General features: G+C 37.8%; 24 protein-coding genes. 13 read left to right on the top strand and 11 right to left on the bottom strand.

All coding sequences use genetic code 11. The features are described from left to right. From C5471_RS14235 to fadR, 7 genes are all read right to left on the bottom strand, one after another. A partial coding sequence (locus tag C5471_RS14235; RefSeq protein WP_166296022.1) for an Rpn family recombination-promoting nuclease/putative transposase occupies positions 1–343 on the bottom strand: 343 nt, incomplete at its 3' end. A gap of 64 nt (positions 344–407) precedes the next feature. Next, positions 408–2,123, bottom strand: a complete 1,716-nt coding sequence (gene ltrA, locus C5471_RS14230; protein WP_133812887.1) for a group II intron reverse transcriptase/maturase — start codon at positions 2,121–2,123, stop codon at positions 408–410. Between the two features lie 312 nt (positions 2,124–2,435). Next, positions 2,436–2,624: a hypothetical protein gene (locus tag C5471_RS14225; RefSeq protein WP_133812886.1), complete on the bottom strand. Its 189-nt coding sequence runs from the start codon at positions 2,622–2,624 to the stop codon at positions 2,436–2,438. A gap of 380 nt (positions 2,625–3,004) precedes the next feature. Further along, positions 3,005–3,757 carry a MipA/OmpV family protein gene (locus C5471_RS14220; protein WP_133812885.1) on the bottom strand — a complete coding sequence of 251 codons (753 nt, stop codon included), beginning with the start codon at positions 3,755–3,757 and terminating at the stop codon, positions 3,005–3,007. Between the two features lie 278 nt (positions 3,758–4,035). Continuing rightward, positions 4,036–5,112 (bottom strand): catabolic alanine racemase DadX, encoded by a 1,077-nt coding sequence (gene dadX, locus C5471_RS14215; RefSeq protein WP_166296019.1) that lies wholly within the window; start codon positions 5,110–5,112, stop codon positions 4,036–4,038. Position 5,113: 1 nt separating this feature from the next. Further along, positions 5,114–6,424, bottom strand: a complete 1,311-nt coding sequence (locus C5471_RS14210; RefSeq protein WP_133814199.1) for a D-amino acid dehydrogenase — start codon at positions 6,422–6,424, stop codon at positions 5,114–5,116. A 526-nt stretch (positions 6,425–6,950) separates the two neighbouring features. Further along, positions 6,951–7,670 carry a fatty acid metabolism transcriptional regulator FadR gene (gene fadR / locus C5471_RS14205; RefSeq protein WP_133812884.1) on the bottom strand — a complete coding sequence of 240 codons (720 nt, stop codon included), beginning with the start codon at positions 7,668–7,670 and terminating at the stop codon, positions 6,951–6,953. Positions 7,671–7,893: 223 nt separating this feature from the next. Here fadR and nhaB point away from each other — a divergent pair, with 223 nt between their 5' ends. Continuing rightward, positions 7,894–9,435 (top strand): sodium/proton antiporter NhaB, encoded by a 1,542-nt coding sequence (gene nhaB / locus C5471_RS14200; RefSeq protein ID WP_133812883.1) that lies wholly within the window; start codon positions 7,894–7,896, stop codon positions 9,433–9,435. Between the two features lie 181 nt (positions 9,436–9,616). Continuing rightward, complete coding sequence (gene dsbB / locus C5471_RS14195) at positions 9,617–10,126, top strand: disulfide bond formation protein DsbB (RefSeq protein WP_133812882.1); 510 nt, start codon at positions 9,617–9,619, stop codon at positions 10,124–10,126. 131 nt (positions 10,127–10,257) lie between these two features. On the opposite strand, the gene C5471_RS14190 is transcribed toward dsbB, so the two are convergent. Together C5471_RS14190 and C5471_RS14185 are read right to left on the bottom strand one after the other, a co-directional pair. Beyond that, positions 10,258–10,563, bottom strand: coding sequence for a putative hemolysin (locus tag C5471_RS14190; RefSeq protein ID WP_133812881.1), 306 nt, complete (start codon positions 10,561–10,563; stop codon positions 10,258–10,260). A gap of 48 nt (positions 10,564–10,611) precedes the next feature. Beyond that, on the bottom strand, positions 10,612–10,944 hold the full coding sequence (locus C5471_RS14185) for a DMT family transporter (protein ID WP_021325552.1): 333 nt from the start codon (positions 10,942–10,944) through the stop codon (positions 10,612–10,614). A 547-nt stretch (positions 10,945–11,491) separates the two neighbouring features. Between C5471_RS14185 and C5471_RS14180 the strand changes: the two genes are divergently transcribed. Genes C5471_RS14180 through C5471_RS14170 form a run of 3 tightly spaced genes read left to right on the top strand, consistent with a single transcriptional unit; the run spans position 11,492 to position 13,251 of the window. After that, on the top strand, positions 11,492–12,382 hold the full coding sequence (locus C5471_RS14180) for a hypothetical protein (protein ID WP_166296016.1): 891 nt from the start codon (positions 11,492–11,494) through the stop codon (positions 12,380–12,382). Between the two features lies 1 nt (position 12,383). Beyond that, positions 12,384–12,806, top strand: coding sequence for a hypothetical protein (locus C5471_RS14175; RefSeq protein ID WP_133812879.1), 423 nt, complete (start codon positions 12,384–12,386; stop codon positions 12,804–12,806). Between the two features lie 34 nt (positions 12,807–12,840). After that, a complete protein-coding gene (locus C5471_RS14170; protein WP_166296013.1) occupies positions 12,841–13,251 on the top strand; it encodes a hypothetical protein in 411 nt (136 codons plus the stop codon). Positions 13,252–13,895: 644 nt separating this feature from the next. On the opposite strand, the gene C5471_RS14165 is transcribed toward C5471_RS14170, so the two are convergent. Beyond that, positions 13,896–14,375, bottom strand: coding sequence for an Hcp family type VI secretion system effector (locus C5471_RS14165; protein ID WP_133812878.1), 480 nt, complete (start codon positions 14,373–14,375; stop codon positions 13,896–13,898). 575 nt (positions 14,376–14,950) lie between these two features. Between C5471_RS14165 and C5471_RS14160 the strand changes: the two genes are divergently transcribed. Together C5471_RS14160 and C5471_RS14155 are read left to right on the top strand one after the other, a co-directional pair. Beyond that, positions 14,951–15,841 (top strand): hypothetical protein, encoded by an 891-nt coding sequence (locus C5471_RS14160; RefSeq protein WP_133812877.1) that lies wholly within the window; start codon positions 14,951–14,953, stop codon positions 15,839–15,841. 98 nt (positions 15,842–15,939) lie between these two features. Beyond that, positions 15,940–16,248, top strand: a complete 309-nt coding sequence (locus tag C5471_RS14155; RefSeq protein WP_242688712.1) for a hypothetical protein — start codon at positions 15,940–15,942, stop codon at positions 16,246–16,248. 266 nt (positions 16,249–16,514) lie between these two features. On the opposite strand, the gene C5471_RS14150 is transcribed toward C5471_RS14155, so the two are convergent. Further along, on the bottom strand, positions 16,515–16,994 hold the full coding sequence (locus C5471_RS14150; protein ID WP_133812875.1) for an Hcp family type VI secretion system effector: 480 nt from the start codon (positions 16,992–16,994) through the stop codon (positions 16,515–16,517). Positions 16,995–17,443: 449 nt separating this feature from the next. Between C5471_RS14150 and C5471_RS14145 the strand changes: the two genes are divergently transcribed. From C5471_RS14145 to C5471_RS14120, 6 genes are all read left to right on the top strand, one after another. Next, positions 17,444–18,445 (top strand): hypothetical protein, encoded by a 1,002-nt coding sequence (locus C5471_RS14145; protein ID WP_133812874.1) that lies wholly within the window; start codon positions 17,444–17,446, stop codon positions 18,443–18,445. Between the two features lies 1 nt (position 18,446). Then, on the top strand, positions 18,447–18,866 hold the full coding sequence (locus C5471_RS14140) for a hypothetical protein (protein WP_133812873.1): 420 nt from the start codon (positions 18,447–18,449) through the stop codon (positions 18,864–18,866). A gap of 152 nt (positions 18,867–19,018) precedes the next feature. Next, complete coding sequence (locus tag C5471_RS14135; protein ID WP_133812872.1) at positions 19,019–19,438, top strand: hypothetical protein; 420 nt, start codon at positions 19,019–19,021, stop codon at positions 19,436–19,438. Between the two features lie 47 nt (positions 19,439–19,485). Next, the gene (locus tag C5471_RS14130) at positions 19,486–19,902 is read left to right on the top strand and encodes a hypothetical protein (RefSeq protein WP_242688710.1); all 417 of its coding nucleotides are present in this window, start codon (positions 19,486–19,488) and stop codon (positions 19,900–19,902) included. 119 nt (positions 19,903–20,021) lie between these two features. Further along, a complete protein-coding gene (locus C5471_RS14125; RefSeq protein ID WP_242688709.1) occupies positions 20,022–20,342 on the top strand; it encodes a hypothetical protein in 321 nt (106 codons plus the stop codon). A gap of 47 nt (positions 20,343–20,389) precedes the next feature. Next, on the top strand, positions 20,390–20,812 hold the full coding sequence (locus tag C5471_RS14120) for a hypothetical protein (protein ID WP_133812870.1): 423 nt from the start codon (positions 20,390–20,392) through the stop codon (positions 20,810–20,812). Positions 20,813–21,625 lie beyond the last annotated feature (813 nt).

The following is a 21,625-nucleotide window of genomic DNA, read 5'->3' as shown; positions in this document are numbered from 1 at the left end:
GATAGAACAACATCGGAATGACCAGCGGTAATTTTTCATGCCCCTGCTCCAGATGCCGTTGCATGGCTGAAATACTGTAACGCATCAACCGGAATGCCATCATCTTATCCGGGGAACTCTGGTGTTCGATCACGCAATACACGTAACCTTCACCCTGCACCGTTTTCAATGAATACAAAATGTCGGAATAATGCGCCCGCAGATTGTCTTCAATAAACGACCCGGATTCCAACCGCAGTGTATCCAGATCACAAACGGCCCGTAATGTCGCGGGCAAATGTATCTCCAGAAAGTCTCTGGCGGTATCAATATGACCTAAAAACTGGTCGGGTAGCAGGACCATATCACTATGGCCCCGCCCCCAAAGAACGCAGCGTGCGACTTTCACCGCACTGCGCTCAGGCTTTTCAAAGCCCCCTGGAGGGAGCCGGCTTCACAACTTTCAATCGGTCCGAACAGGCGTTTTCATGACAATGGGTATGCAACATCACCAGGTTGTCGAGCGTATTACTTCCACCTTTAGTTAAATCAACAAGATGATGGAGATGCCATCGTGATTCTTGCGTGATTAATTGCTGACATACAGGACACAAACCTTGTTGGCTGCGCCAGATGTTCTGCAATTTTTTACGGCCAGACAGCGTATTTAGCATCTTATTGCCTGCCCTTTGTTGGAAATAACTTTCCCAGTCGGGATCGAATGGATTCGCCGCCGATTTTATTTTCGTGTGTCTGCGGATTGACGTTTCTGCCGCACTTCGCAGAATCGCCTGTTGTGGCTTATCTGAACTATTTGGCTTCTCATCTGGAGTTGCAAATACCCAGTTTTTACCTCGTAGCCGCCGAAAATATCGGTTTTTAATCCATTTTTGCCCTTTTTCAGGATGACGTCTGCAACACCATCGCCACAATTTGCACCAAATCTCGTGATCAATACGGGAGAAGATTTTCGAGGACACAACATGTTGATGGTAGTTGACCCATCCTTTTATCACCGGGTTCAGTAGACCAATCAGCAATCGCTGATCCGCTGCTAAGTTGCGACGAATAATGGACCCCACTTTTTTCAACAAAGATTGGACACTTTTCCTCGATGGCTTGATAAGGATCTTCCCACCATACCTTCGAACGTTCTGCCCAAGAAAATCAAAACCCTGATCAATATAGGTAATGCGGGTTTTTTCCTCAGAAAGGGTTAAACCACGATCCTTCAGGAATGCTCTGACAACAGGCAGTACCTCATTTTCCAAAGCCTCCTTTGAGGCTCCGGATATTATGAAGTCATCTGCATAGCGTACAAAGTTCACTTTCGGTCTGGTTTTATCGCCTTTTTTATAGCTGCGCTTTCCACACGTCTGAGCGAGTTGTTCCTGCAACCCATCTAGCGCCAAGTTAGCCAGGGCGGGGGATAATATCCCCCCCTGTGGCGTACCCTCCCGGGTTTGGAAGCGTTGTTGGTTTTCAAGGTAACCGGCTTTGAGCCATTTATTCAAAATATTCCGTGATAACGGAACGTGCTCAAGTAACCAGCTGTGTGATAGGTTATCAAAACAGCCTTTAATATCACCCTCAAGAACCCATCTGGCCGCATTTACCTTCGAGAAGATGCTAAAGCAATGCTCGATGGCATCTGCTGTGGATCTTCCTAACCTGAACCCGTAAGAATGGGGGTCCGCCATGGTTTCTGAGACCGGTTCCAATGCGAGTAGATAGAGAGCTTGCATTGCTCTGTCAACCATACAAGGGATACTTAAAGGTCTTTTCTTGCCATGACTTTTAGGGATGTATATCCGCCGTAGTGGCTTTGGACGGTAGCCACGAGACTTCAGTGTCGTGATCGCGTGGTATTTTGACTTTGGCGTTGTCCAAGTCACTCGATCAACACCCGCCGTTCTCTTTCCCCGATTTTCGGTCACTCGTTTGACGGCAAGCGCTTTGCCGCTAAATGAGTGGGTTAGCAGTCTTTGCAAAGCTTTCACTTTGTTCCACCTGCCTTCCTTTGTCGCCTTAACGATACGTATCTGGAGCCTTTTGACTTCCCGGTGGCAGCTTTCCCAAGGTATATGGTGCCAGAGTTCCGAACTGTCCAAGGGTGCACCGACACCGTTTATTTGCGTCGTCATCTGCTTTCCTTGTATAAAAGGTTGATCAAATTATCTCGTTAAGAAAAACCCAGCCGAAGTCTGCCCGTTTTCACGTAGGATGATATTGCTAACTCACTCAATCCCTATCTGCCTCATTACAAGGTAGCATTCGCTTTTTCGGCTATCCTTTACCCGCATAGCTATCGGCTCATCTTGCGACTCGCTTTGCTTTCATCAGCAACCATACGGGCTTACCGCGTTCCGTACCCATGACACGAATAGATTAGGTTCCACGTGTTCCCCGGTGATGTTTGTGTTCCTGTGTTCGGATTCAAAGACCGAGACATCCCATCACGCACCTTTTGGTCCAAGCCTGTCAGCATCTTTGGCTTGTTCGCTGTAACGAGGACTAAACCGTGATTCACCTGTGTTAACCTTCCTATCCAGCCTAGCATCCCTGCCGGATGATGCTTCCAGCAGTTGGGTTACCTCACGGTGAACCTTTCTCGTTAAGGGATTACATTGTTCCGAAGGCTTCATACCTTGCCGTTACCCGCAACGCATGCTTCGGTAGGCTACTGCTGAGGAAACAGCAGGTCTCTCTGTCCTAACTTGGGTGAGACAATCATGGGGACAGCTTTCGCGTCGCACCTTAAAAACAGCGTCATGTGGCGTTGGTGTGTGTTTTCTCTTCATCGGTGAATGGTAGCATATTTTCTTTTTATTGAAGGAATATTAAGCAACAAATCGAGCGGACTGTGATGTTTTGAATTTTCTTTGGCAAAAACGTTGATCGCATCTCAGAGACTTTAATTTCCTTCTTAAGCAAAGTTCAGGTTAAATATCTCAAAAAAACCACAAAGAAGACTGAATACAATCCGGTGAATTCAGTCTCTATCCGGTATTATCGTTTCGGGTAATTAAAAACTATATGTAATACCTGTCCAGACAATACTTGAATATGATTTATTAACCATTGGGCTATCTTTAACTTCATCCGGTAGCCATTCAACACGCCCCATCATAAATACAGACCATGTCTGGTTAAATTCATAATTGGCAGATAATTCCAAGTAAGGAGTCCAGCTATCACTTGGAGTATATTTTTCCAACCCGCTACGATGTGATTCACGCTCTTTAATACCATATTCGTAGCGATTTTGTTTTTTACTATTCCAGACCACACCTAATCCTGGTTGTAATGACCAACTACCCATGTCAAAGTCATATAAATAAGCCAGGTCAACCCTGATCCCTTTACTGTTACTTAAAGTATCCGCCGCAAAAGAACTGCGTAATATTCCCCAATCTTCACTATGGCGATAACTAAAACCGCCCATCATGGTATCCCGACGTTTATCCAGCTTTTTCAACTGCTTATCTTCATTGTCTTTTGGACTGAAACTTTGAGGATAATAATACACATCCAAAGATAATTTATCTTTCGGTTCGTTCCACAAATAATACCCAGCAGCTAAAGTATGAAAATAGAAATTGTCAGTTTCATAATTAACCATTGGAACAGGTAACACTTTATCTTCACTCTTTACTCCCTTATAAGGTGGTGACTGAGCCAGAACAGATGCGCCAACTGACCACTGCCCTGCATAAGCTACCGATGAAGAAAAACAAAAAGTGATGGCTGTCGCTAGAACTTTTGCTTTGTTGATCATTATTAACTATTTCCTATAAAACAATTATGCGATTGGCTATTATCAAGTGTAAGTGTAAAAGATCATCTCCCTTATTTCCAAGAATAACATAGTATTTTTGTCCAAAAAGCACGATATGTCTAAATTAGACTTCATTTTCTTAACAAAAACATACAGATTATATGTGAAAAACAGATATATTAATTTAGAGAAATCGATAACTTACTTTCTGAATAATACCAGAAATAAATTATTATTTATCATTCCCTCAATCAGAGCAAAACCGTCCTGCCCGGTATTTAACGACATATAAATACCGGGACCCGATCCGTCAATGCACACAACAATTCATAACCAATCGTTCCAGGGATCTCTGCCACATCATCCACCGGCAGGTTTTGCCCCCACAATTCAACAGGACTGCCAATTTGGGCCTGCGGGCAAGGTGTCAAATCTACTGACAACATGTCCATTGATATTGCACCTAACACCTGAGTTCTGACGCCATCGACAATAACCGGTGCTCCCGTCATTGCTCTACGAGGGTAGCCATCAGCATAACCACAGGCAACGGTACCTACTCTAATAGGACCTGATGCTGTATATTTACCGCCATAACCCACTTTTTCCCCAGCGTTAAGATGCTGAATGGCAATAATCTCACTGTGCAGACTCATCACAGCTTTCAACCCAATATCCGCAATATCGTTCCACTTTCCACTAGGAGAAGCACCATAAAGCGCAATACCGGGACGTACCCAATCCCGATGAGTTTGCGGATACCATAGAGAAGCGGCTGAATTAGCCAAACATTGAGCAATATCCAAGCCCTGACTGACTGAATTAATAATGTTAAGTTGTTCAGTAACGCCAATCTCCTTATTATCTGCATTCGCAAAATGCGACATCAACGTGATTTGCCCAATTTGCCGGATACCCCTTGCCCGCGATAAAACCTCTTTATATTGACCCGCAGGGAAACCCAATCGATTCATACCGCTGTTTAATTTTAGATAAATATCGATTGGCCTGCTCAAATTGGCCATCTCGATTGCTTTAAGTTGCCAATGACTATGTACCACCGTTGTCAACTGATACTGATCAATTACCGACAAATCTTCTGGTTTGAAAAACCCCTCCAACAGCAAGATAGGCCGCTGCCAACCTTGTTCCCGCAATAAAATCGCTTCATTAAAATCAAGTAAGGCAAATCCATCTGTCTGATCAAGATACCGCCATAAACAACGCAGGCCATGCCCATAAGCATTTGCTTTAACTACAGCCCAAATTTTGCTATTACCGACCCTATTACGAATAATCGCTAGGTTATTTTTCAACGCATCAAGATGGATCGTTGCTGAAATCGGACGTGGCATATCAGCCCCTCAGTTCAGTGTGCAATTGATGGCGCAATGGCCCAAATTTCGTATTAAAACCATTAATATAACGGAATACTGACAAATCATCAGAAGCAATGGAAGGCTTCCTACCTGAAATAAGATCCGCCAGTAACTGACTGGAACCACATGCCATTGTCCATCCTAACGTGCCGTGCCCTGTATTGAGGTAGAGATTGTTATAGTCAGTCGGACCAACAATTGGAGTACCGTCTGGTGTCATTGGCCGTAAGCCTGTCCAGAAATTAGCCTGAGCAATATCGCCCCCTCCCGGATAGAGATCCTGCACCACCATTTTCAGTGTTTCACAACGTGCTTTAAGCACATTCAAATTAAAGCCCACAACTTCTGCCATACCGCCAACACGAATACGATTGTCAAACCGAGTAATCGCAATTTTGTATGTTTCATCCAACGCAGTCGAGATCGGAGCCCGTTCCGTATCTACGATAGGCATAGTTAATGAATAACCTTTCAGCGGATAGACCGGGATTTTGACAAGACCATTCAACAGTTCAGTGGAATAGGCTCCCATCGCAACAACATAGCTGTCTGCCGTCATGACGCCATCTTCGCACTGGATACCCGTAATACGATGCCCTTCTACCTGCAATTGTTTGACCTGTTTATTAAACAAAAACGTGACACCAGCCGTTTCTGCCATTTTTGCCAATTCTTTGGTAAAAAGCTGACAATCACCCGTTTCATCGTTCGGTAATTGTAAGCCTCCCGTCAATTTATGAGCGACATGGGCCAATGCCGGTTCAACTGTCGCCAACTTATCTGCCGTTAACAGGTTGTAAGGCACACCTTCTTGTTCAAGAACCGCGATGTCATTCATCGCATTATCAAACTGCTTATTGGTGCGGAATAATTGAAGAGTACCCCGCTGGCGACCTTCGTATTGAATGCCAGTATCTGCCCTTAACTGTTTGATACAGTCACGACTGTACTCTGCCAGCCGTACCATCCGGCTTTTATTGATTGCATAGTGACTTGCATCACAATTGCGCAACATCTGCCACATCCAGCGTAACTGAAACAACGAACCATCAGGGCGGATAGACAGCGGAGCATGACGTTGAAACATCCATTTAATGGCTTTCAGTGGAATACCTGGCGCTCCCCACGGCGTCGCATATCCCGGCGAGATCTGACCGGCATTCGCCGCGCTGGTTTCCTGTGCAGCACTTCCCTGACGATCAATAACGGTTACTTCATGACCTTGCTGTACCAAATACCAGGCACTGGTTACACCAATAACGCCACTACCTATAACAAGGATTTTCATCATGGTCCCCTGATGATTAAAAATTTAGCCAAGCATAATATGCTGCCTAAAAAAAACCAATATAGGACAATCCTCGGTAACGTCAATAATCTATATTTATGATTTAGGTCACAATAACATTACATTTATGCAACAAGAACATTTGTTGCTTATACACAGGAAATTTACAAAACCTGATACTAAGATGATGAAATTAAAATAAAAATCAAGATTTATATCGCAGGCTAATTATTGAATATACAGTCATTATTCTTATTTTTTCAGCGAAAACGATGAATCAATTAAACAACCACAAGATACCAATAACTATCAATTAATCGAAACAAAAAAGCAAACAAAACCCACAAACTCAAAATAATATTCTGAAATTAACACCTTGATGATTGACTTGAAATGAGAAGAAAAAATCAACAAAATTCCCGGGGCAGAACATGCTGTCCCGGGTCAGTTCAAAATAGTTTTGATTTGAAACTAATGAATTGGATTAAGACCTGGCATTAAGTAAAAATACTAACGAGATATCATATCAACGACAAACTTCAGTTAAATCACTTGGCATCGTACTTTGCATACTGTGCCAAATGATACCGCTCTCTTTACCATAGTTACGTACACATTCCATAACTTTATCGTAGGATTTATCACGGCATAACACCGCCAATTGCTGATAAAAGTTCAACGCCAATTTGCGTGCCTCAGGATTAGAGAAGTAATAACGCCCTACACGAGTATATAGCCCTCTCAACCCATTGATAATAAGGCCGTAAATTGGATTGTCCGAAGCAAAAGCCAAACCACGGAAAATATCATAATCCAGAGCGCTGAAAGACTCTGAGTTATCTTCCACATTCTCTTTTTTTGCCAACACTTCCAATGACTGACTTGGATTATGCCTAAAAGCTGTGCGAATAAATATTGCGGCAATATTCGTTCTCACTGCCAGTAGATTATCAATTAACTCAGGAACACGATCGTGATCAAGACGAGCCAGTGTTTCTAAAATATTAAGACCTGATGTTTCCCAAAAGTTATTCACTTTTGTTGGCTTGCCATGCTGAATAGTCAACCAACCATCACGCGCCAAACGCTGCAATACCTCACGCAGGGTAGTCCTTGTTACACCAATCAACTCAGATAATTCACGTTCTGCCGGAAGAATAGAACCAGGAGGAAAACGGCCGTTCCATATACTCTCAATAATATATTCTTCCGCAAAACCTGCGGGACTTTGAGCCTTAATGACCATATTTTTGTTATTCCAACGTGAATTTTTCAACTAATAATAGATGAAATTATATCAGAATGCGCCCCTCCAATATAGCTGTCTAGTCTAGAAACCACAAAAACGGTCACGAAAAAAGCACACGAATTGTTTAACTGTACCTCATCATCCCTTAAAATATTTTATATTAAAGCGTACTATTGTTTAGAGAACACGACCTTCTGAATTGAGAGGAATTTTAATTACCATGGAAACCAATACCCGGAAAGCGGCGATAAAAAACTTTCTCGGCAACTCGCCGAATTGGTATAAGTTAGCTATCATCGCTTTTCTCATCATCAACCCACTTGTATTCTTCTTCATCAACCCATTTGTTGCCGGTTGGCTGCTGGTTGTCGAATTTATCTTTACTTTGGCAATGGCACTTAAATGTTATCCGTTACAACCCGGTGGTTTATTGGCAATTGAAGCCGTCATCATCGGTATGACCTCACCGCAACAAATTGGCCATGAAATTGCTAATAACCTGGAAGTGATTCTGCTACTGATATTCATGGTCGCAGGGATTTACTTTATGAAGCAGTTATTGTTATTTGCGTTCACTAAATTGCTTCTTTCCATAAAATCCAAACGGATGCTTGCGCTGGCATTCTGTTTAGCCAGTGCATTCCTCTCAGCATTCCTTGATGCCCTGACGGTGATCGCGGTGGTTATTAGTGTTTCCCTTGGCTTCTATTCTATCTATAACAATTTTATCTCTAAGCAGCATGATGCATTGAAGCCGAATAATGATCATCACATTGATGCAGAGAAAAGGAAGCAAACGTTCACACAGTTTCGCGCTTTTTTACGTAGCCTGATGATGCATGCAGGTTTAGGGACTGCGCTCGGTGGTGTGATGACGATGGTGGGAGAACCCCAAAATCTGATTATCGCCAAAAGTGTTGGCTGGGATTTCGTCACTTTTTTTATTCGCATGGCTCCGGTTACCTTGCCTGTTTTTATCTGTGGACTGCTGGTCTGTTTTCTGGTCGAACACTTTAAATTATTCGGTTACGGTGCAGAATTGCCGGAACGTGTCCGGCAAGTACTGGAAAATTATGATAAAAAAACCAGCGAAAAACGAACCCGCCAGGAAAAAGCACAGCTTATTACTCAGGCACTGATTGGCCTATGGTTAATTGTCGCTCTGGCATTTCATTTGGCAGAGGTTGGTCTGATCGGTCTGTCAGTGATCATTCTGACCACCTCTTTTTGCGGTATCACGGAAGAACATGCACTGGGCAAAGCATTTGAAGAGGCATTGCCCTTCACGGCATTATTAACGGTATTCTTTTCGATTGTTGCAGTGATAGTTGACCAACAACTGTTTACACCATTTATTCAGTTCGTTTTACAGGCGTCAGAAACTTCTCAGCTTTCCCTATTCTATCTGTTTAATGGCCTGCTCTCAGCGGTATCAGATAACGTGTTTGTTGGTACGGTTTATATCAATGAAGCCAAGGCTGCTCTGCAAGAAGGATTGATTTCACATAAACAATTTGAATATCTGGCGATTGCCATTAATACCGGCACTAACCTGCCTTCCGTTGCAACACCTAACGGGCAAGCTGCATTCCTGTTCTTGTTAACCTCGGCATTATCACCCTTAATCCGTTTGTCTTATGGTCGAATGGTCATTATGGCATTACCCTACACCATTGTGATGACTCTGGTGGGTTTGTTATGTGTGGAGTTTCTGTTAATTCCGATGACTGACATCATGGTCCAGTGGGGTTTAATCACGTAGCCATAACTGGCAACAAGTTTACTTCATAACGTTATTACCCATGCCGGATTGAACACTGCTTGTGCTCAATCCGGCTTTATCTTTTACCCGAAAAAACAGATTTACTTTAATTGACTTTTTTTGTTGCATTTTAGGCGGCAAAATAGGCGTTCATTTACCTTATCTGCATGGAAAAAAGGACATGATGCGATTTTTAAACCACTATTCCCAAGGACGAAGCGCATGGCTGCTAATGGCTTTGGCTGCCTTAACATTGGAAGGTTCAGCCTTATATTTTCAGCACATGATGAAATTACAGCCCTGTGTGATGTGTATTTATGAGCGGGTTGCTCTGTTTGGTGTGTTAGGTGCTGGGTTACTGGGCGCAATCGCACCAAAAACGCCATTACGTTGGTTGGCTATTATTTTGTGGATCTACAGTGCCTGGCGTGGCCTGCAATTGTCATGGGAACATACTATGATCCAGTTATATCCTTCCCCGTTTAATACTTGTGATTTTTTTGTAAACTTTCCTTCATGGTTAGCATTAGATAAATGGCTCCCTTCGGTGTTTGAAGCCTCCGGTGACTGTTCAACAAGACAATGGCAATTTTTGTCATTAGAGATGCCACAATGGTTAGTTGGTATTTTTGCCGCTTATCTGGTTATTGCTGTATTGGTGTTGATCAGCCAATTTTTTGATCGTCAATAATTGCCAATTCAGGCGTTAAAACGGTTAGCTCGTAGATCAAATATACTCGCAGAATCATGCCTAAAGGTATCTACCATCGTGACCTCAACGGCATGTTCCTGCTCATAACAGGCAGTTGCCTGATTTCTACTTTAAATGGGCGTGCAAGAACCTTGCAATAACGCCCTTTCATCACAACGTTTGCCATTTACCAACTGACACACCGGTGTTTGTGTACCATTTAATTGTATGGCTAATGCAGGTGTACCACCTGCATAAATACAAGTTGCTCTGGCATCAATTCCAAGACCAATTTCTGGCTGAGAATATTGCATCGCTTGATATTGGGCAAATGTTTTCCCTGTTTGACTACTACAGCCAGCCAATAAAGTAAAATTAAAGAGTAGGGCTCCTATTAAAACCTTATTGGATCCTTTCTTATCGTCGATATTTAACATATCTCTTCTCCGAAAAACAATTCAGGGAAAACCATGCAGCATCATTAATTAATGTGCACTGCTGTCAGAAAGCAAATTTATTACCATAACGCCCGCAATGATAAGCGCCATACCTAACATAGCCGCCCAATCCAACTTCTGCTGATATAAAAATATCGCCGCAACCGAAACCAGCACAATACCAAGACCAGACCATATCGCGTAAGCAACTCCCAATGGCACTACTTTAACTACATGAGATAATGCCCAGAAAGCAATGCCATATCCAACAATGACCAGTATAGAAGGAAATAATTTACTAAACCCATCGGAAGCTTTTAATGAAGCGGTTGCCACAACCTCAGCAACAATTGCCATTGCCAAATATACAAATCCATTCATAACCTTACTCGCTATAACAGAAAAACATAAATTGAACTACACTAATAGACAAAAACGAGCTGAATCTATCACAAATTCTGGTAAGAGTAACGTAACAAAAATGATATATTTCGTTCCCTAAATCCAATTTAAACATTATTTACAGCGTGTCCGCAGAAGTATCCTGACGGCAGGAAGATCGTTGGAAAGATTCTACAAGGAATATGGAAAAGTGCTAATGATAGCTTCCAGTTTTGCGATTCAGACCAAAATCATTCAGCACGGGAACCTTTACCATCACTTGGGGAAATATAGCGTCGAGGGATTAAACACCAATATATTTATAAATTAAAAACAATCCTATTATCTGATTAAACAATAATTGTGGAACTAAAAGAAACTTATACTGTCTGAATTCGAGTAATCTTATTTCAACACGTTTTGAGGGCAAAATAGTATGGAGAGGAACATTCAACCCGGTTTCTGTGTAGTACAACAACCTGGAGGATTAAGTTTTCAGGCAAGCTTGCTGTTCAGTCATTCAAATAGCAAAGCGGCCCGGTATTTTATGGCGTTGAATGCCGATAACCGGTACCTGAAACCAGGACAGATTCTACTTGTTGCCGATCCCGATTCTTATAATCCGCCGCATATAATGCAGCTATTAAAGCAATCCCAGTATGAAATAAACCAATCCGTTTCGAGCTTACCTAATGAATATGCCTCATTTTTGCATCGTCATTTTGGTCTGTTTCATTATTTACTGGATCAGGGAGGAACGCTTATCGGTACTGCTTCATCACTGGGTGGAAGCTATTTTTCTGAAATTAATAAAAACCTGTCAAATTTACAGTCTCTTTATGAGAAAGAATATCGGTTAAATGGGCTAAATCGAAAGTATGCCAGCCCCGATTTTTATCTAAAAAGACAAAAGATTATGGGTAATCTAAAGAGACTATTGAATAAGGTTGGGCGACTTTCTTTAAAAATCGAAGAACATCCTAACTTAAAACATGCGCTAAAGTTGTCAACTAAAGCCATTGCCCATCAATGGGATAAAGCAGGGATTGGTGCAATAAAAGGATATAGTCAAACAATTATCCAAGGTGAAAAAATGGTTAAATGGATGAAGTACGGTGGCCGTATTGCGATCGGTCTGGATTTTGTTGATACCACTGGACAAGTTATTGATGCCTGTAATTATGGGCAATCAGGGCAATGTGAAAAAGTGGCAGTTAAGGAATATAGTAAATTTGCTGGTAGAACAATTGGAGGAATAGGCATGGGATATGTTAGTGGAATTGCTGCCGGTACAGCATGTGTTGCTCTTGGAGCCGTAACTGGAGGATTAGTTGCTGGAATTTGCATAGCCGGTGGTGGTTTGGCGGGAGGCTATGTTGGAAGTAAAGGTGGAGAATGGATTGGTAAATCTGCTGCTGAATATTTTATCGGAGATTAATATGCACAAAATAATTCCTCTTATCGTTGTTGTCTCTTATATTTCCTTTATTGGATTTTTCATTATATCAGTAGCTATTTACAAGATAAATCAGCATAATATAAATAAAATTATTGAATTATATATGGAAGCTGGGCTTTATATGTCAGCGGGAGCAAGAATGGGCCATTTTTTAGGCATTTATGGTCAATTTTATGTCGCTGTATTTTTCTATAGGCTATTAACCGGAAAAAAAATTAGGATAAATGAACCTGATAGTAAATATATGTATCAAATATCCTATGATTTTATTCAGAAATTACCAAAAAGAACAACAAATTGGTTAAAAATTTACATGACAACTATCACTATTAGCTTAATGTCTTTCGCTATTGGAATAGTATTTCTTACATATGATAAATATATCTGGCAATTTTTTAATTAATAATCTTTACGGATCTGTTTATAGGAGATTAATTATGAGAATATTAGATTTGATAATGACCATTTGCTTTTTCTATTTTTTTCTCTTTTTAATTATATCAATAGCCATTTACGAAATAAATCAGAAAAAAATGGATGAAATTATTGAATTATATATGAAAGAAGGATTCTGTTTGTCATCAGGAGCATATATGGGTCACCTTATGGGTATTCAAGGTCAGTTTTATCCTGCCGTATTTTTCTATAAGCTAATAACAGGAAAAAGAATAAGAATAAGAATAAGAATAAGAATAAGAATAAGAATAAGAATAAGAATAAGAATAAATAGACCTGATAGTAAATATATGTCCCAAGAATCTTATGATTTCATTCAAAAATTACCGAAAAACATGACAAATTGGTTGAAATCCTATATTTTAGCCATCTCTATTATCCTTCTCTATTGAAATGATATTTACCTTATATTTTAAATACTTCTGAGAGACTATAAGTGAATAATATGAGCATTTTAAAATACGTTACATTCTTTATATCCTGTTCTACCTTTTTTTTAATTTTGGTGTTTATTATTTTTTACATGTTAAATAGTTCAAAATTCAGAGAACTAACGGATCTTTATATCCGTGAAGGTTATTCTATACCTCAAATCATCTATATGTCTTCATTCTCAGGGATCTTTGGCAGTATTATTGTTTCTTGTTTTTTCTATCAGTTGATAACTAAGAGGAAATTACCACTATCATATTCTTTCATAGAGAACCACATACCAAATGAAGCGTTTATATTCGCAAAAAAAATCCCAAAAAGATTATCATCATTTATAATAAGATACTACTATATTTCTATATTTATGATGATATTATTTTTACTAACCGCATTGTTATTTCCAATGTACAAATTTCTGCTCAACACCTAAAATAATCATCACAACATTAGGGATTTAGGAGATGAATTTATTTACAATGTTATTACAAGTAAATAATATGAATAGGCGGATGCACATGATAACCACAACTTCTTTATATTAACATATTTATTCCAAAAACACGCTTAGTGATTAACTAAAAACTAAGCGTATAAATTATAGTTATCAATAAACCATCTCATCCCAGATGCAATATCCTGATGTTCCCGCCATATGATGCCGACAAGTAATATTAACATACTGAACTGAAACAACTTCCTCCGGTTGTCCTTTATTATCATTAACAACATGCGGATAATTAACATTTAAACCGCAAATTTTTGCCCCAGTGAGCAAGATGGAATAAAAAAGTTCTTGTGAGCCTATTTGAGAGGTCCGATAAACATCAAATGTCAATTCCATTTTTTCACAATTAGCCGCCGCTATCATTAATAATGGCGAAGATTTATCTAATGGTTTAATGAAATTTACCGGCTGATAATTGACATTCTGCGCGACAGTCAAGCCATGATTGAATTGCAGTACCATAATTCGATTTTCATGTCCATTCTGATATCGGTTACCAATAGAATCCAGAGTTGAACAGCCTTGAGAAATAAGCCCTTGGGTTTCACCTTTTATCGTTACATAAATCATGTTCGCCATATTATTTTACCCTGTGTTTTAGTTTAAACTTTCATTGTGAATCCCTTTTATTTGATTTCAATGGTAAAATTGTAAAAAACTGTCAAATATATTATATAAATGTAAATATATAATCCTCGCAGTCAAACTGGATGGACACCTCCCTCTTCTTTATAACAGAAAAAGCTGTCAATTCAGGTAAGAATGAGCGGGATCTATCGCAAACTTGTTAGAAAGATTCTACAAGGAATAGGAGCAACTGCTGATGATAGGTTCCAGTTTTGCCATTTAGACCAAAACCATTCAATATGATAGCCTTTACCCTCACCTGAAAGAATACAACGTCGAAGGATTAAGAACCGGTATATCCATAAATTAAAAATAATCCTATTATCTGATTAGGCAATCATTGTGGAACTAAAAGAAACTTATACTGCCTGAATTCGAGTAATCTTATTTCAACACGTTTTGAGGGGCAAAATAGTATGGAGAGGAACATTCAACCCGGTTTCTGCATAGTACCGCAACCTGGAGGATTAAGTTTTCAGGCAAGCTTGCTGTTCAGTCATTCGAATAGCAAAGCAGCCCGGTATTTTATGGCGTTGAATGCCGATAACCGGTACCTGAAACCAGGACAGATTCTACTTGTTGCCGATCCCGATTCTTATAATCCGCCGCATATCATGCAGCTATTAAAGCAATCCCAGTATGAAATAAACCAATCCGTTTCGAGCTTGCCCAATGAATATGCCGCATTTTTGCATCACCATTTTGGTCTGTTTCATTATTTACTGGATCAGGGAGGAACGCTTATCGGTACGGCTTCATCGCTGAGTGGAAGCTATTTTTCTGAAATTAATAAAAACCTGTCAAGGTTACAGTCTCTTTATGAGAAAGAATATCGGTTAAATGGGCTAAATCGAAAGTATGCCAGCCCTGATTTTTATCTGGAAAGACAGAAGATTATGGGTAACCTAAAGAGACTATTGAATAAAGTTGGGCGACTTTCTTTAAAAATCGAAGAACATCCTAACTTAAAACATGCGCTAAAGTTGTCAACTAAAGCCATTGCTCATCAATGGGATAAAGCAGGGATTGGTGCAATAAAAGGATATAGTCAAACAATTATCCAAGGTGAAAAAATGGTTAAATGGATGAAGTACGGTGGCCGTATTGCGATCGGTCTGGATTTTGTTGATACCACCGGGCAGATTATTGATGCCTGTAATTACGGACAATCAGGAAAATGTGAAAAAGTGGCAGTTAAGGAATATAGTAAATTTGCTGGTAGAACGGGAGTGGGAATGGCTGTAGGGTATTATGGCGGTATAGCAGCAGGTGCGGCATGTATTGCTTTTGGAATTGCAACTGATGGATTAGCCATTGGACTTTGTATGGCGGGAGGAGGCTTGGCTGGTGGTTATATCGGCAATAAAGGTGGCGAAAGAGCTGCTGAATTTATTGTAGATTTGTTTATAGGAAATTAACTATGAGCATATTGAATTTGATAATGACCATATGTTTTTTTTCATTTTTTTTCTTTTTGATTACATCAATAATCATTTATAAAATAAATCAGAAAAAAATGGATAAAATTATTGAATTATATATAAAAAAAGGATTCTGTTTGTCATCAGGAGCATATATGGGTCACCTTATGGGTATTCAAGGTCAGTTTTATCCTGCCGTATTTTTCTATAGGCTATTAACAGGAAAAAGAATAAGAATAAATAGACCTGATAGTAAATATATGCCCCAAGAATCTTATGATTTCATTCAAAGTTTACCCTCCAATTTAACCCATTGGATAAAAACATATTTCATCACCATTAATATAAGTGGGATATTTATCCTTATAACAATGACAATATACCTATTTGAAAAACACGCTTAACTATAACTAAACATTCAATCGAGCATTAATATGAACAGAATCACCTTTGTCATTTTATTTATTTCTTGTATTTCTTTTATTCTTTTATTCTTTTATTCTTTTTCTTGTTATATCAATAATTATTTACAAAATAAATCAAAAACTTAAACATATCAATTATATTCTATAATTAGGATTACGATAACCACAACTTCTTTATATTAACATATTTATTGCAAAAACACGCTTAGTGATTAACTAAAAACTAAGCGTATAAATTATAGTTATCAATAAACCATCTCATCCCAGATGCAATATCCTGATGTTCCTGCCATATAATGCCGACAAGTAATGTTAACATACTGAACTGAAACAACTTCCTCCGGTTGTCCTTTATTATCATTAACAACATGCGGATAATTAACATTTAAACCGCAAATTTTTGCCCCAGTGAGCAAGATGGAATAGAAAAGTTCCTGTGAGCCTATTTGCGAGGTCCGATAAACATCAAATGTCAATTCCATTTTTTCACGATTAGCCGCCGCTATCATTAATAATGGCGAAGATTTATCTAATGGTTTAATGAAGTTTACCGGCTGATAATTGACATTCTGCGCGACAGTCAAGCCATGATTGAATTGCAGTACCATAATTCGATTTTCATGTCCATTCTGATACCGGTTACCAATAGAATCCAGAGTTGAACAGCCTTGAGAAATAAGCCCTTGAGTTTCACCCTTTATCGTTACATAAATCATATTCGCCATATTATTTACCCTGTGTTTTAGTTTAAACTTTCATTGTGAATCCCTTTCATTTGATTTCAATAGTAAAATTGTAAAAAAATGTCAAATATATTATATAAATGTAAATATAGAACCTTCACAGCCAAACTGAATGGATAATCCCCCTCTTCTTTATAACAGAAAAAGCTGTCAATTCAGGTAAGAATAGGCGGAATCTATCGCAAGCTTGTTAGAAAGATTCGACAAGGAATAAGAGCAAATGCTGATGATAGGTTCCAGTTTTGCTATTCAACACGATAACCTTTACTATCACCTGAAAGAATACAGCGTCGAGGGATTAAGAACCGGTATATCCATAAATTAGAAATCGTCCTATTATCTGATTAAGCCATAGTCATGGAACTATAAGAAACTTATATTGTCTGAAATCAAGAAACCTTATTTAAAAGCGCTTTGAGGGGGGAAATAGTATGGAGAGGAACATTCAACCGGGTTTCTGCGTAGTACCGCAACCTGGAGGATTAAGTTTTCAGGCAAGCTTGCTGTTCAGTCATTCGAATAGCAAAGCGGCCCAGTATTTTATGGCGTTGAATTCGAATTACCAGTTCCTGAAACCAGGACAGATTCTACTTGTTGCTGATCCGGATTCTTATAATCCTCCGCATATCATGCAGCTATTACAGCAATCCCAGTATGAAATAAATCAATCTGTTTCGACCTTACCTAATGAGTATGCCGCATTTTTGCATCGTCATTTTGGTCTGTTTCACTTTTTACTGGATCAGGGAGGAACGCTGATCGGTACGGCTTCATCGCTGAGTGGAAACTATTTTTCTGAAATTAATAAAAACCTGTCAAGGTTACAGTCTCTTTATGAGAAAGAATATCGGTTAAATGGGCTAAATCGAAAGTATGTCAGCCCCGAGTTTTATCTAGCAAGACAGAAGATTATGGGTAACCTAAAGAGACTATTGAATAAGGTTGGGCGACTTTCTTTAAAAATCGAAGAACACCCTAACTTAAAACATGCACTCAAGTTATCAACCAAAGCCATTGCTCATCAATGGGATAAAGCAGGGATTGGGGCAATAAAAGGATATAGTCAAACAATTATCCAAAGTGCAAAAATGGTTAAATGGATGAAATACGGTGGCCGTATTGCGATCGGATTGGATTTTGTTGATACCACCGGGCAGGTTATTGATGCCTGTAATTACGGACAATCAGGAAAATGTGAAAAAGTGGCAGTTAAGGAATATAGTAAATTTGCTGGTAGAACGGGACTGGGAATGGCTGGAGGGTATTATGGCAGTATAGCAGCAGGTGCGGCATGTTTCGCTCTTGGAGCTGCAACTGATGGCTTGACGATGGGACTTTGTATGGCTGGTGGTGGCCTTGCAGGTGGTTATGCCGGTAGTAAAGGTGGCGACTGGTTAGCCGAATTTATTGTTGAACTATCAATAGGATACTAATATGAATAGAGTCGCTTTTATCATCTTACTTATTTCTTATATTTCCGCCCTTCTTCTCCTGGTTATATCTATAGTCATTTACAAAATAAATCAGAAAAAAATGGATGAAATTATTGAATTATATATAGGAAAAGGGCTTTGTTTGTCAATAGGCGTAAATATTGGCCGCTTTCTAGGTGTTCATGGTCAGTTTCAGGTTGCTACATTTTTCTACATGTTATTAACTGGAAAAAGAATGCGAATAAATAAACCTGATAGTAAATACATGTACCAAGAATCTTACGACTTTATTCAAAGTTTACCTTCCAGTTTAACTCATTGGATAAAAATATACTTCATTACCATTAATATAAGTGGAGCCTGCTTCTTTATATCAATAATAACGGGTTTATGTCTCAAATACTCTTATCTTTTAAACTAACAACTAAACTCAACTGAAATATATTGAAAAATCAATAGGATATTAATATGCACAGAATAATTCCTCTTATCATGTGAATCCGCCTAACAATGGCAATATACCTATTTGAAAAATACGCTTAACTATAACTAAACATTCAATCGAGCATTAATATGAATAGAATCACTTTTATCATTTTGCTTATTTTTTGCACTTCCTTTTTTCTTTTTCTTGCTATATCAATAATTATTTACAAAATAAATCAAAAAAAAATGGATAAAATTATTGAATTATATATGAAAGAAGGACTTTGTTTGTCATCAGGCGCATATATGGGTCATCTTATGGGTATTCAAGGTCAGTTTTATCCTGCCGTATTTTTCTATAGGTTATTAACAGGAAAAAGAATAAGAATAAATAGACCTGATAGTAAATATATGCCACAAGAATCTTATGATTTCATTCAAAGTTTACCTTCTAGTTTAACTCACTGGATAAAAATATATTTCATTACAATTAATATAAGTGGAACATGCTTCTTTATATCATTAATAACGAGTTTATGTCACAAATACTCTTATCTTTTAAACTAACAACCAAATCCAACTAAAATATGTTGAAAATTCAATGAGATATTAATATGAATGGAATAATTTATACTATCATGCTTATCCTTCACATTTTATTTCTTGCTTCGCTTATTGTATCAATAATCATTTACAAAATAAATCAGAAAAAAATGGATGAAATTATTGAATCATATATTAGCGAAGGGCTTTATTTGTCAGCAGGCGTAAAATTAGGCCGATTCTTAGGCGTTCATGGCCAATTTCAGGTTGCTGTATTTTTCTATAAATTACTAACCGGTAAGAGAATGAGAATAAATGAAAAAGATAGCAAATACATGTACCAGAAATCTTATGATTTCATTCAAAATTTACCCTCTAATTTAACTCATTGGATAAAAATATATTTTATTACCATTAATATCAGTTGTTTGTTTTTCCTTATAATAATGATAATATTTTTATTAAAAAAATATGCTTATCTATGTTGAATATTTAACAAAAGGTTAATATGAATAGAATCACTTTTATCATTTTACTTATTTCTTGCATTTCTTTTTTTCTTTTTATGGCTATATCAATAACTATTTACAAAATAAATCAGAAAAAAATGGATAAAATTATTGAATTATATATAGAAAAAGGATTTTATTTGCCATCAGGAGTATATACAAGCCATCACATGGGTATTCAAGGTCATATTTATCCTGCCATATTTTTCTATAGGCTATTAACAGGAAAAAGAATGATAATAAATAGACCTGATAGTAAATATATGTACCAAGAATATTACGACTTTATTCAAAGTTTACCTTCGCATTTAACTCATTGGATAAAAATATATTTCATCACCATTAATATAGGTGGCACATGCTTCTTTATATCAACAGTAACGGGATTATGTCTCAAATACTCTTATCTTTTAAACTAACAACTAAACTCAACTGAAATATGTTGAAAACTCAATAGGATATTAATATGCACAGAATAATTCCTCTTATCGTTGTTATCTCTTACATTTCCTTTATTGGCTTTTTCATTATATCAGTAGCTATTTACAAGATAAATCAGCATAATATCAATAAAATCATTGAATTATATACAGAAGCTGGGCTTTATATGTCAGCGGGAGCAAGAATGGGCCATTTTTTAGGCATTGATGGTCAATTTTATGTCGCTATATTTTTCTATATGCTATTAACCGGAAGAAAAATAAGAATCAATGAGCCTGATAGTAAATATATGTATCAAAAATCCTATGATTTTATTCAGAAGTTACCAAAAAGAACAACAAATTGGTTAAAAATTTACATGACAACTATCACTATTAGCTTATTGTCTTTCGCTATTGGAATAGTATTTCTTACATATGATAAATATGCCTGGCAATTTTTCAATTAGGCATTTTTTAGACCAATTATTAAGCTGGATAGGATTATATAGGTAACTATGGACTTTAGAAGGCTATGTTTTTTTTGCGAATTTACTTATAGAGCATTTATTATTAGCATATCAGACTTAGTAACAATTGTTCCCGTTATTTTTTCCTTCTTCTTTTTAATTATATCAATAAATATTTTTTAGCATTTTAGCATTTTAGCATTTTAGCATTTTAGCATTTTAGCATTTTAGCATTTTAGCATTTTAGCATTTTAGCATTTTAGCATTTTAGCATTTTAGCATTTTAGCATTTTAGCATTTTAGCATTTTAGCATTAAAAAAACATAAAAGACTTAATTAATTACATGATTTTTATCTGTCGCAATATCAAATAGAATGCCTGAAAATACAGAAAACACCCCTGATTATTCAACGAAATCAAGAGAAAAATATGAATGCAATAGTGATGATAAACAAATTTTTTTCTATCGATAAATAATCTCATGTCAGATATCATCAATTTTATATAAGCCCTTGCGTTTCACCTTTTATCGTTAGATAAATCATATTTACCCCATGGTTTAATTTAAACCGCCATTGTTAACCCCTTTTATTTGGTTTCAATGATAAAATTGTAAAAAATGGTTAAATATCTTATATAAATGTAAACATATAACACCCACCGTCAATCTGAATACGCGATCCTCATCTTCTATAACAGAAAAAACTATCAATTCATCAGCATTGACAGGTAAAAACGAGCAGAATTGATCACAAACTCGTTAAGGTACAGGATGATAAAAATGGTATACTCTCTCCCCTAAATCCCATTTA

This window comes from Photorhabdus tasmaniensis (genome assembly GCF_011189505.1).
Taxonomy (GTDB): domain Bacteria; phylum Pseudomonadota; class Gammaproteobacteria; order Enterobacterales; family Enterobacteriaceae; genus Photorhabdus; species Photorhabdus tasmaniensis.
The sequence above is the reverse complement of the archived record's forward strand: the minus strand, read 5'-3'. Positions and strand labels throughout refer to the sequence as shown.

What these genes read in the sequence shown, in the direction of transcription:
- ltrA (WP_133812887.1), bottom strand. Translation starts at nt 2,123, where the DNA reads ATGACGACGCAAATAAACGGTGTCGGTGCACCCTTGGACAGTTCGGAA.
- C5471_RS14225 (WP_133812886.1), bottom strand. Translation starts at nt 2,624, where the DNA reads ATGAAGCCTTCGGAACAATGTAATCCCTTAACGAGAAAGGTTCACCGT.
- C5471_RS14220 (WP_133812885.1), bottom strand. Translation starts at nt 3,757, where the DNA reads ATGATCAACAAAGCAAAAGTTCTAGCGACAGCCATCACTTTTTGTTTT.
- dadX (WP_166296019.1), bottom strand. Translation starts at nt 5,112, where the DNA reads ATGCCACGTCCGATTTCAGCAACGATCCATCTTGATGCGTTGAAAAAT.
- C5471_RS14210 (WP_133814199.1), bottom strand. Translation starts at nt 6,424, where the DNA reads ATGAAAATCCTTGTTATAGGTAGTGGCGTTATTGGTGTAACCAGTGCC.
- fadR (WP_133812884.1), bottom strand. Translation starts at nt 7,670, where the DNA reads ATGGTCATTAAGGCTCAAAGTCCCGCAGGTTTTGCGGAAGAATATATT.
- nhaB (WP_133812883.1), top strand. Translation starts at nt 7,894, where the DNA reads ATGGAAACCAATACCCGGAAAGCGGCGATAAAAAACTTTCTCGGCAAC.
- dsbB (WP_133812882.1), top strand. Translation starts at nt 9,617, where the DNA reads ATGATGCGATTTTTAAACCACTATTCCCAAGGACGAAGCGCATGGCTG.
- C5471_RS14190 (WP_133812881.1), bottom strand. Translation starts at nt 10,563, where the DNA reads ATGTTAAATATCGACGATAAGAAAGGATCCAATAAGGTTTTAATAGGA.
- C5471_RS14185 (WP_021325552.1), bottom strand. Translation starts at nt 10,944, where the DNA reads ATGAATGGATTTGTATATTTGGCAATGGCAATTGTTGCTGAGGTTGTG.
- C5471_RS14180 (WP_166296016.1), top strand. Translation starts at nt 11,492, where the DNA reads ATGGCGTTGAATGCCGATAACCGGTACCTGAAACCAGGACAGATTCTA.
- C5471_RS14175 (WP_133812879.1), top strand. Translation starts at nt 12,384, where the DNA reads ATGCACAAAATAATTCCTCTTATCGTTGTTGTCTCTTATATTTCCTTT.
- C5471_RS14170 (WP_166296013.1), top strand. Translation starts at nt 12,841, where the DNA reads ATGAGAATATTAGATTTGATAATGACCATTTGCTTTTTCTATTTTTTT.
- C5471_RS14165 (WP_133812878.1), bottom strand. Translation starts at nt 14,375, where the DNA reads ATGGCGAACATGATTTATGTAACGATAAAAGGTGAAACCCAAGGGCTT.
- C5471_RS14160 (WP_133812877.1), top strand. Translation starts at nt 14,951, where the DNA reads ATGGCGTTGAATGCCGATAACCGGTACCTGAAACCAGGACAGATTCTA.
- C5471_RS14155 (WP_242688712.1), top strand. Translation starts at nt 15,940, where the DNA reads ATGGATAAAATTATTGAATTATATATAAAAAAAGGATTCTGTTTGTCA.
- C5471_RS14150 (WP_133812875.1), bottom strand. Translation starts at nt 16,994, where the DNA reads ATGGCGAATATGATTTATGTAACGATAAAGGGTGAAACTCAAGGGCTT.
- C5471_RS14145 (WP_133812874.1), top strand. Translation starts at nt 17,444, where the DNA reads ATGGAGAGGAACATTCAACCGGGTTTCTGCGTAGTACCGCAACCTGGA.
- C5471_RS14140 (WP_133812873.1), top strand. Translation starts at nt 18,447, where the DNA reads ATGAATAGAGTCGCTTTTATCATCTTACTTATTTCTTATATTTCCGCC.
- C5471_RS14135 (WP_133812872.1), top strand. Translation starts at nt 19,019, where the DNA reads ATGAATAGAATCACTTTTATCATTTTGCTTATTTTTTGCACTTCCTTT.
- C5471_RS14130 (WP_242688710.1), top strand. Translation starts at nt 19,486, where the DNA reads ATGAATGGAATAATTTATACTATCATGCTTATCCTTCACATTTTATTT.
- C5471_RS14125 (WP_242688709.1), top strand. Translation starts at nt 20,022, where the DNA reads ATGGATAAAATTATTGAATTATATATAGAAAAAGGATTTTATTTGCCA.
- C5471_RS14120 (WP_133812870.1), top strand. Translation starts at nt 20,390, where the DNA reads ATGCACAGAATAATTCCTCTTATCGTTGTTATCTCTTACATTTCCTTT.